This window comes from Neorhizobium sp. P1_A6 (genome assembly GCF_056406795.1).
The window spans coordinates 1-7,238 of record NZ_JBFTZM010000035.1 but is presented as its reverse complement, the minus strand read 5'-3'; the positions used below and the strand labels follow the sequence as shown (position 1 = coordinate 7,238).

The 7,238-nt window shown below is 55.4% G+C and carries 5 protein-coding genes and 2 pseudogenes; 4 read left to right on the top strand and 3 right to left on the bottom strand.

Annotation, left to right across the window (positions count from 1 at the left end):
* Positions 1–402: 402 nt before the first annotated feature.
* Both AC1D3C_RS29830 and AC1D3C_RS29825 read right to left on the bottom strand, forming a co-directional pair.
* A pseudogene (locus AC1D3C_RS29830) lies at positions 403–591 on the bottom strand (integrase core domain-containing protein); the annotation flags it as partial.
* A 15-nt stretch (positions 592–606) separates the two neighbouring features.
* Positions 607–1,354 (bottom strand): annotated as a pseudogene (locus AC1D3C_RS29825) (IS5 family transposase); the annotation flags it as partial.
* Positions 1,355–1,450: 96 nt separating this feature from the next.
* Here AC1D3C_RS29825 and AC1D3C_RS29820 point away from each other — a divergent pair.
* The 4 genes from AC1D3C_RS29820 to AC1D3C_RS29805 all read left to right on the top strand — a co-directional run bounded on the left by AC1D3C_RS29820 (position 1,451) and on the right by AC1D3C_RS29805 (position 5,271).
* On the top strand, positions 1,451–1,726 hold the full coding sequence (locus tag AC1D3C_RS29820) for a hypothetical protein (RefSeq protein WP_247036997.1): 276 nt from the start codon (positions 1,451–1,453) through the stop codon (positions 1,724–1,726).
* Positions 1,727–2,456: 730 nt separating this feature from the next.
* Positions 2,457–3,464, top strand: coding sequence for a glycosyltransferase family 10 domain-containing protein (locus tag AC1D3C_RS29815; protein ID WP_477485418.1), 1,008 nt, complete (start codon positions 2,457–2,459; stop codon positions 3,462–3,464).
* Between the two features lie 100 nt (positions 3,465–3,564).
* Positions 3,565–4,350: a glycosyltransferase family 25 protein gene (locus AC1D3C_RS29810; RefSeq protein WP_477485417.1), complete on the top strand. Its 786-nt coding sequence runs from the start codon at positions 3,565–3,567 to the stop codon at positions 4,348–4,350.
* 54 nt (positions 4,351–4,404) lie between these two features.
* Positions 4,405–5,271 carry an alpha-1,2-fucosyltransferase gene (locus tag AC1D3C_RS29805; protein WP_247037010.1) on the top strand — a complete coding sequence of 289 codons (867 nt, stop codon included), beginning with the start codon at positions 4,405–4,407 and terminating at the stop codon, positions 5,269–5,271.
* Positions 5,272–5,342: 71 nt separating this feature from the next.
* Here AC1D3C_RS29805 and AC1D3C_RS29800 read toward each other — a convergent pair whose 3' ends face one another.
* Complete coding sequence (locus AC1D3C_RS29800; RefSeq protein WP_477485416.1) at positions 5,343–7,154, bottom strand: ABC transporter ATP-binding protein; 1,812 nt, start codon at positions 7,152–7,154, stop codon at positions 5,343–5,345.
* Between the last annotated feature and the right edge of the window lie 84 nt (positions 7,155–7,238).

Here is a 7,238-nt window from a genome sequence, read left to right as displayed (position 1 = left end):
GGACATGGCTGTCGCAACGAGGCAGAAGATCGCAAAGGCATAGCCCCGGATGTGATCCTTGCCGTTTTCGGCGATCACCCGCTTCAGGACGCTGGATATGGTACCAGAGTCCAAGTGGTGCTTTTTATTTTTCTTGGCGTTCAATAGGTTTTCCCGCTCCGGCATTTGCGCCGGATGTTAGTGCATATGCGGGCGTATTAAACGCTTGCCATCCATTTTGCCACCTCGGGCAACACGATTCGAACTGCCACTGAAGTTTCACCCGGCAGCGATTAGAGCCTCGGCGGTTTCGAGCCGCCCCCAAACGTTGGACCATCGGAAGTAGAGGTTTTCGGTTTCTTGAAGGTGCACCCCGATTTTGGGCCAGCGGGCGCTGGAATTTTCCGGGGTTAGGGCTTGGTTCGGCGGGGGTGCCGATAAGCCGTTCATGAGCGAAATCGGCACCTTGTTGCCGATCGCGCTATGTGGCCGGAACTCGTTATAGTCTCTACGCCAATCCTCCATCTTTGCCCGTGCGTCGTCGAGGCTCCTGAACCAGTGGGCGTTCAGGCACTCAGCGCGGAACTTGCCATTAAAACTCTCGATGTAGGCCGTGGACTCGTTATGGCGTAGAATGAGGCGAACGCAAGCCAGCTTTGTCATGGCGAGGAACGTTGCGCCCAGCTTGTCGTACCGGGTCGCAATTCTTCGGTAGCGCTTCAGCTTACTGAAGAAGCGCTCGATGAGATTTCGCTTCTTGTAAAGCCACGGACTGAAGACGACCGGTCTCTTTCGGTTGGATTTAGGTGGGATGTTCGCCCAAGAACGCCTGGTTCTCAGCTTTGCGCGTAGCCAATCGGCATCATAAGCTCTGTCAGCAAGCAGCATTCCGCCAGGGGTAAGATCACTGAGCAGTTCGCTGGCTGCAGTTAGGTCGTGGGCGTTACCGGGTGTGATGGCAATCTTGATTTGGCAGCCCTTTGCCATCAGTCACGGCATGGATTTTTGTCGTAAGACCGCCGCGACTTCGCCCAAGGCATCGATCCTGGTGATCCGCCTTCAGTGTTGCCGCCAAATGATGTACGCGAACGGAAGTGCCATCGATCATTGTAACGCTATCATCCGACGGTCTCGTGAGCGCATCCATCAACCTGTCCCAGATTCCGGCCCTCATCCAGCGTCGAAAACGATTGTAGCAGGTCGTATAGGGGCAATATCGTTCCGGCATGTCACGCCAAGGCGCTCCAGACCGCAGAACCCAGAAGATACCGTTCAAGACCCTTTGGTCGTCAACAGGTGGCACACCACGCGGTTTGTTTGGCAACAATGGCTCGATCTTGCGCCATTCGAAGTCGGTCAGGTCATATCTGTTCATGCGGAGCCTGAATCAGAATTGACAGCGACAGGAAAGCCTTCTTCGTTACGGACGTTGAACCAGCTTATACTGCAGGTGCGGCAGCAGGAAACAAAGATGAGCCTGAATATCGTAGTTGAAACTATCGAAGGTTTTGAACATCCAGCATGGGACGCCGTACGCCATGGACCAGATCGTGTGATCGCGGCGATCCTCACGTCTTTGCCGAGCATCGAAATACGCGACTTTGAGGGCGATCAGCTTCTCAGGCCAGCCGACTTCACGCTGTGGAGGAACGCAGCACCGGATGAGACTGAAGCAAGGTCGAGATACTTGGAGCTGTTAAAAATCCTCGAAACGGACCCGAACTATTGGCTCCATCTGAGCTATTGAGGAGACTGAACCATCCTGCCAGCGATCTCAGCCAATAAGATTTATGAGTTCACAGCCTAGCACTACTTTGGCAGAATTGATTTTGAGGTCATAACCGACCTGCGGACATACTCGTTCCAGTGTCTGAACCACGTCTTCGCCTTTGTAATTGAAGCGTGCATCGACCGTCGGCGAGAAGCGAGAGAAGGTATCGACGACTGCCAAAACCCTGATCTAGCGGCCGGTAGCCAACTGGTCGTGAACGCGAGCTGAACTCCAAGCTCCATGCTGTTTGCGACGGCCATGGCCGACCGATGATCCTGATTCTGAGCGAAGGGCAAATGAGCGACTGCAAAGGCGCTGTGCGGATACTCCCGCCTTCCCAAAGGCAAAGTCCTCGAAGATGGGCTCAAGCCGAATACCCCATCTGAGCCTAGCAGATCGAACTGACGCCTCCTAACGCGCAATGTGCAAATCCGATGCACGGTGACGCACCTTAAAACTGGATTTAGAGTTGTCAGACAATATGAGAAATAAAGATGATATCGATCTTTCATTGCTCCGATAGTGCATTTTGTCGAATCTTGCAGCGTTCCGGCCCGCCAAAGGTTGTGGAGCCGCAATATTCCGGAGAGGTCAAATCCTGACGACGCGGTAGACTTTCACCTCCACTGGAGGTAAGTACCGCCGCCGCAAGATTAGGATGCATTTGCGGCATCTACACGGATGATACGCACCATGGATCTTTGAAGTGATAAACGCAGGCTTCGTATCGGCGGCACCCAACGGGGAAATGTGGTCGCGCCAGTTTCCGTTTTTCGTGCCTGAGTGGGATGAGGTCCGTTTCTCCCTTGCCTGGGATGGGCAGGAGTGCGACGTGTTGTTCGTCTATGACGTGCTGCCGAAGCCCTTACCCGCGGTCAAAGCAGCATATCGCGTCTTTGTTGCTTCAGAGCCTGGCACGATAAAAACATATCTCCCAGGATTTTTGTCCCAGTTCGACCTTGTTTTGACTACGGATATCGGTACGCGACATCCAAATGTCAGGTTCTCACAAGTTGGACTGCCATGGCACGTCGGGGTTTGGGAGAAGCCGGGGCAGCTGAAATCACGAGGTATCGGCTGGTGTGAGTTCGAAACCTTTCGCCCGGTAAAGACGAAACAAGTTTCTATCGTATCGTCTAATAAAGCCTATACGCAAGGGCATCGCGAGCGACTTGCATTTGTCGAGCGCATAAAGACCTATTTCGGCGATGAAATTGATGTCTTCGGACGGGGTGTCAACGACTTTACCGATAAGATGGATGTACTTTCGGATTATCGATATCACATTGCGATCGAGAACTCGACATTTGACCATTACTGGACGGAGAAGCTTGCCGATCCATTTCTGACTCTTACCTATCCGATCTATCACGGCAGCAGAAACATACTGGAGTATTTCCCAAATGCGGCCTTGACGAGGATCGACATCCTCGATCATGAAAACGCTATTCGGGCGATCAAGCACGTGATCGAATCCGACACGGCAGAACGCGCATTGCCTTATCTGGAAGAATCACGTCGCCGCGTTCTCAACGAACACAATCTGTTTGCGATTCTGTCAAGGATTGCCAAGGAAGTCGCCGGACCACGTAGTGGACTGGCACCTGCCAAGATATCGTCGCTGAAGCCGGAAAAGTCGTTTCGGACGAAGGGCCTGAAGCTCCGGAACTCGATCAGAAAACGATTTCAACAGCTCGTGGGCCTGTTCAGGTAACTGTATCGTGGCTCTTGACCAACCGTGAGCCGACGCAACGGGCCACGGCATCATCATGCATTGACAACGATGTGCGCCGAAAGCAGAAAGCTAACCTGAAATGGCACCCGGGTGGCTGTATATGGCAGAAGACAATGCGCTCGAAATCGTCGTCGTCAACCTTGAGCGCTCGGCCGACCGTCGCGCCAAAATGATCACGACGCTTGCACCCTTTAGCCTGCCCTACGGCTTTTTCAATGCCGTCGAGGGTCGTAACGGCCACCCGCTTTTCGAAAAATTCGATCCGCGGCTTGCAGAGATCAGGCGTGGTTTCATCCTGAATGCCGGCGAGCTCGGTTGCTATGCCAGCCACTACCTGCTCTGGGAACGGAGCGTCAGGGAGAACAAGCCCCTGCTGATCTTCGAGGACGACGTCTCCATCAACGGAAACTTTCTTGAGGCATACCGCTATGCTGCGGATAAAATCGGGACATACGGCCTCATTCGTTTTTCCGGACACAAGCAGCGCAGTTTCCGTGTCTGTGAAACATCCGGATCCGGCACAGACATTATCCGGTTCAAGATCGGGCCGCATGGCACCTCCAGTTACGCCGTGTCCCCGAAGGCGGCCGCCAAACTTCTGGCAAAGGCCGATGTGTGGTTCGAGCCGGTGGATTGCCATCTGGACCGCTTCTGGACGCATGGTGTCGGCAGTTACGGGGTTTGGCCCTTGCCGGTGATCCACACGGCAGAAACAGCCGAGCAATCCGAAATCTGGCAAGGCGCCAAACGCGAGCGTAAGTCGGGACGCTTCCGCAAGTTGAGGGCCATCTACCGTGCCGGCGACGATATCGGCCGTTTTGTCTGCAATTTACCCAACATCGGGCGATGGCAGAATCGGGTTTGAACCAATTTCAGTTTCCTTGCGGTACGGAAGTGCCGAGATGCGAAAGACCAACCTGTGATCATCACGCGTATCCTCGGCGGCCTGGGCAACCAGATGTTTCAATATGCGGCCGGCCGTGCCTTGGCGATCGCCAATGACGCGGAGCTGAAGCTGGATCTGATCGAGATGGGCTCCTATAAGCTGCGGCCTTTCGCCTTGGATCAGTTCAATATACAGGCAGTGGTCGCGCAGCCCGATGAGGTCCCTGGCAAGCCGAAAAGGGGCCTCTTGCGTAAGTTCACGTCGGCCTTGAAGTCTGATCGTTCAAGCTGCGAGCGGATCGTCGAGAACGGTCTCGCCTTCGATAGCAAGGTACCAGCCTTACGCGGATCGTTGCATCTTTCCGGCTATTGGCAGAGCGAGCAATATTTCGCCTCATCGGCTGCCGCCATACGCAGCGACTTCAGCCTGAAGTCGCCATTGAGCCCGGCGCGGCAAGAGTTGCTCGCCCTGATCGACGCCGCCACCGCGCCGGTTTCCATTCATGTCCGTCGTGGTGACTACGTCACCAGCCCCTCGGCAAATGCAGTCCACGGAACATGCGAGCCGTCCTGGTACCACGAGGCGATGCGCCGCATGCTTGACCGTGTCGGCGACGCGTCATTCTTCGTTTTTTCGGACGAACCGCAATGGGCACGAAGCAACCTGCAATCATCACGCCCGATGGTTTTTATTGAACCTCAAAACGATGGCCGGGATGGTGAAGACATGCACCTGATGGCTGCGTGCCATGCACAAATTATCGCTAATAGTTCGTTCAGTTGGTGGGGCGCATGGCTCAACCCACGTCCGGACAAACACGTCATTGCCCCCAAGCAATGGTTCCGCGCACCAGACAAGGATGACAGAGATATCGTCCCGACGAACTGGGAACGTTTGTGAACCGACATGCGCGCAGGGCGGCTATCGGATGATGCGCTATGCGAAGCGGTGGGCGAAGTTGCCGCTCCTGCTCATTCAACGACAAGTGTATCGGACGATTGCAGGTTGTTCAGACGGGCATAAAGGCCGTCCTTGCTCTTGGCGAGCTCCTYGTGTGTACCTTCTTCAACCGCACGACCTTCATGCATTACAATAATCTTGTCGGCATTGACGACCGTCGACAGGCGATGGGCGATGACGACCACGGTCCGCCCCCGCATGGTGGAATCGAGCGCTCTTTGCACGGCGGCTTCTGATTCATTGTCGAGTGCAGAAGTTGCTTCGTCGAGAAGGAGGATGGGCGCGTCGCGGACCAGTGCCCGGGCGATGGAAAGCCGCTGCCGCTGGCCGCCCGAGAGGGTCATGCCATTTTCGCCGACAGGCGTGTCGTAACCCATCGGTTGCGCAAGGATAAAGTCATGTGCATAGGCCTGCCGCGCAGCCTCCTCGACTTCCGCGTCGGTGGCCTCCGGCCGCCCATAGCGGATATTGTCGCGGATCGTCCCTTCGAACAGATAAGGCTGTTGCGTCACATAGGCGAGGGCATGTCGCAGCGAGGCTTTGGTAACACCGGCTATGTCCTGTCCGTCGATCAGGATCTGACCTTCGACCGGATCGTAGAAACGTGGTATCAGCGAGATGATAGTTGACTTTCCGGCACCCGACGGACCGACCAGCGCAGTCGTCTTGCCGCCTTCCGCGACCAGACTGACGCCTCTCAGGATAGGGGCGCCGTTTCCATAGGCGAAAGCGACACCCTTCAGTTCGATCTGCGCATTGGTGATGACGAGATCTGGTGCGTTCGACTTTTCCCGCTGCAACGGCTGCATATCCAGCAAACTGTAGATCATCCTCGCGTTGACGACAGCGCGTTCGATCTGGACCTGCATTCTGGCAAGCCGGCGCGCTGGATCGTAAGCCATCAGAAGCGCGGTGATGAAGGCGAAGAAGGCGCCAGGCGGCACATTATCATAGATAGAGCGGAAGGCGGCGTAGGCGATCACGCTAGAAATCGCCACGCCGGCAAACGTCTCTGTGAGCGGCGCGGTGCGTTCGGAGAGCCGGGCAATACGGTTGCTTTGCCTTTCGGAGGTCTCGATGATGCGTCGAACCTTCTGCTCCAGCTGCTGCTCCATCGTGAATGCCTTGACTACGGTGATGCCCTGGATCGTTTCCTGCATGGCGCCGAGCACCTTGCTGCCCACCTCGACCGCTTCTCGCGTCACGCTACGCAGCCGCTGTGACACATGGCGGAGCGCAAAAATCAAAGGGGGTGCCACGGCAAATACGATCAGCGAGAGCACCCAGTCCTTTGAAACCATGACAGCGATCAGCGAGATGAGGGTCAGCAGATCGCGGGCGGTCGACGTGATTATCAGGTTGAGAACATCTCTTATGCCGCCGATGTTCTGGCTGACCTGAGCGGCAAGATGCGCGGAACGAGCCTCTGCAAAAAAGCCTACCGAAAGCTTCATGAGATGCGAAAACAGACGCTGCTGATAACGGGCAACAATATTGTTGCCTATTTTGGAAAGCGTCACAGCCTGACCATAGGTCGCGAGGCCGCGAATGACGAAGGCCGCAAAAATCGCGCCGCAGATGCCCAGAACAATATCGGCACGCTTATTGGCAAAAGCCTCGTTGACGACCGACTCCATGATCCAGGCGGTAAAGGCGGTGGACATGGCTGTCGCAACGAGGCAGAAGATCGCAAAGGCATAGCCCCGGATGTGATCCTTGCCGTTTTCGGCGATCACCCGCTTCAGGACGCTGGATATGGTACCAGAGTCCAAGTGGTGCTTTTTATTTTTCTTGGCGTTCAATAGGTTTTCCCGCTCCGGCATTTGCGCCGGATGTTAGTGCATATGCGGGCGTATTAAACGCTTGCCATCCATTTTGCCACCTCGGGCAACACGATTCGAACTGCC